Origin of the sequence: Bradyrhizobium rifense, assembly GCF_008123425.1 — a bacterium.
Taxonomy (GTDB): Bacteria; Pseudomonadota; Alphaproteobacteria; order Rhizobiales; family Xanthobacteraceae; genus Bradyrhizobium; species Bradyrhizobium rifense.
On the sequence record NZ_VSSS01000091.1, the window covers coordinates 1 to 1,281 of the forward strand.

Below are 1,281 nucleotides of genomic sequence, written 5' to 3' on the forward strand. Positions count from 1 at the left end.
GCTAATGGGATGGTCCGGCCGTGCTCCTGCCCCGCCAGCGATAAGCTGGCCAGGGGCGCCAAAACAAGGAGCACGCCATGTCTCAGACCCCCAATACCACAGTCGCCGTGATCGGCATCGATATCGGCAAGAACTCGTTCCACGTCGTGGGCCACGATGCACGCGGCGCCATCGTGCTGCGGCAAAAGTGGTCGCGTGGCCAAGTGGAAGCGCGACTCGCCAATATACCGCCTTGCCTGATCGGCATGGAAGCCTGCGTCGGCGCACATCACCTGAGCCGCAAACTCGCATCGCTTGGTCACGATGCCAGGTTGATGCCGGCCAAATATGTCCGTCCCTATAGCAAGGGACAGAAGAACGACTTCAATGATGCCGAGGCGATTGCCGAAGCCGTGCAGCGCCCGACGATGAAGTTCGTGGCGACCAAGACCGCAGAGCAACTGGATCTGCAGGCGCTGCATCGGGTGCGCGAACGGCTGGTGTCACAACGCACCGGCATCATCAACCAGATTCGCGCCTTCATGCTGGAACGGGGGATCGCCGTGCGCCAGGGTATCGGCTTCCTGCGCACGGAACTGCCCACCATCCTTGCGACGCGCACCGATGCCCTGTCGCCACGCATGTTGCGTGTCATCGAGGAGTTGGCAGGCGACTGGCGCCGGCTGGATCAGCGTATCGATGGCCTCTCCGGCGAGATCGAAGCCCTGGCCCGTCAAGATCAGGCATGTTCGCGCCTGATGACGGTGCCTGGCATTGGGCCGATCATTTCGAGCGCCGTGGTGGCTGCGATCGGCACTGGAGACGTATTCTCCAAAGGCCGCGACTTCGGCGCCTGGCTCGGACTGGTGCCCAAGCAGATCTCGACGGGAGACCACACGATCCTCGGCAAAATCTCGAGGCGCGGCAATCGCTACCTCCGCGTTCTGTTTGTGCAGGCGGCATGGGTTGTGCTGGTCAGGATCAAGAACTGGGAACGTTACGGGCTCAAATCCTGGATCGAAGCCGCCAAGAGGCGGTTGCACCACAACGTGCTCGCGATCGCGCTCGCCAACAAGCTTGCCCGCATCGCCTGGGCGGTGCTGGCTAAAGGACGCGCCTTCGAGCTGACGAGGACCGACGATGCAGGCGTCCGACCCGCTTGATCCTCGCGCCGTGCTCGGCGCGGTCAAGGCGCAGCCTGGCAACGCCGGAGCCAGCCGCAAGCCAAGCGCGACGGCCGGCCTTGACCGCCCCTGCGCGCGACGCGATCGACGCTCTGCGGGCCGGGACGAAGGAACGGCC

Annotated in this window: 1 protein-coding gene; it reads left to right on the forward strand. The window is 64.2% G+C overall.

Features of this window, described 5'->3' with window-relative positions; translation table 11 throughout:
* Positions 1–77: 77 nt before the first annotated feature.
* Positions 78–1,142, forward strand: coding sequence for an IS110 family RNA-guided transposase (locus tag FXB40_RS44820; protein ID WP_148778634.1), 1,065 nt, complete (start codon positions 78–80; stop codon positions 1,140–1,142).
* The last annotated feature ends 139 nt before the right edge of the window (positions 1,143–1,281 follow it).